We start from the raw sequence: 1485 nt of genomic DNA on the forward strand, positions 1-1485 counted from the left end.
CTGTACACGCCCGAGCAGTGGGCGCCCCGGCGCGCCGAGTACTGCCGCCTGGTGAGCAAGCCGCCGAACGCGGCCCAAGCGCTGGAGCAGAGCAAGGAGGAACTGCACGCTGCCCTGCAGGAGTTGGAGAAGACCCTGGCCGGCGCCGCACCGGATGACACTGGGATGGTCCGGCTGGATGAGGACGAGCATCTGGTGGTGCCGCCGCTGTCGGCTGAGGACGTACCGGCCGAGGCCGAGGCGCTGAAGGATGAGCTGGCCGCGATGCTGCCGTTCGCGCCGTCCGGCACCCACCAGGGCCTGCGCCGCAGCGGCATCGTCGACAAAGACTCCGTCCTGCCCTTCCCCCGAGGAACCAACCTCCTCGACATCGTCCGCACCGGCTACATCCCCGATGGCGAAGCGGCCCTGCCCTTGGCCGAGGTACGACTGCTCCCGCCGATCGAACCCCCCTCGGTCCGCGACTTCGTCGCCTTCGAAGAACACGTCGAGGGCGTCCGCCGCAGCGTGAACGGCACCGCGGGTGTCCCCGACGCCTGGTACGACGCACCGGCCTTCTACTTCGCCAACCCGCACGCGATGATCGGAGCCCATGACGACGTGCCCGTGCCGCCCGGCTGCCACGCCCTGGACTTCGAACTCGAAGTGGCCGCCGTCATCGGCCGCGAGGGCCGCGACCTCTCCCCCGAGCAGGCACGCGACCACATCTTCGGCTACACGATCTTCAACGACTGGTCCGTACGCGACCTGCAGTCCCGGGAAATGCAAGTCGGCCTCGGCCCGGCCAAGGGCAAGGACGCCGCCACCACCCTCGGCCCATGGCTGGTCACCGCCGACAAACTGGAGCCCTACCGCACCACCGACGGCTTCCTGCGCCTCGCCCTGACAGCTGAGATCAACGGGGTCGAAGTCGGCCGGGACCTGCTGTCCAACATGGCCTGGCCGTTCGAGGAACTCATCGCCTACGCCTCCCGCGGCGCCTTGATCCGCCCCGGCGACGTACTCGGCTCCGGAACCTGCGGCAACGGCGGCTGCCTCGCCGAACTGTGGGGCCTGCACGGCACTCAGAACCCTCCGGCGCTGAAACCCGGCGACACCGTCACCCTCACCGTCGAAGGCATCGGCACCGTTTCCAACACCATCGTCCCCGGCACCGCACCCCTACCGATCCCACCCGCACGCAAGCGCCCTCGCGACCGCCCCTGACCAGCGCCTCCAGCTGCCACTCCCGAAGCCCCGCTTCCCGGCATCGCGGCGACGGGGCTTTCTCCATACCAGGAAGGACAATGATGGGCCGCCTCCGCGACAAGGTCATCATGGTCAACGGAGCCGCCTGCGGCCAAGGGGCCAACCACGGCCACCACTCTTCTACTCCAGGGAAGGGCGGCCCTGTGCCTGTAGTTGATGAGTCTTTAGTCCATTGTAAATGATCTTGAACTTTGAGCCAGCGCCTTTACAATGTAGATTTATTATCATACTTCTCAG

At 67.3% G+C, this 1485-nt stretch carries 1 protein-coding gene; it reads left to right on the forward strand.

The genetic code is table 11. The annotated features are described in order from the left end of the window. A partial coding sequence (locus tag ACSDR0_RS50540) for a fumarylacetoacetate hydrolase family protein (protein WP_435296122.1) occupies nt 1–1206 on the forward strand: 1206 nt, incomplete at its 5' end. Nucleotides 1207–1485 lie beyond the last annotated feature (279 nt).

It is taken from the genome of Streptosporangium sp. G11 (genome assembly GCF_051192615.1).
Lineage (GTDB): Bacteria > Actinomycetota > Actinomycetes > Streptosporangiales > Streptosporangiaceae > Streptosporangium.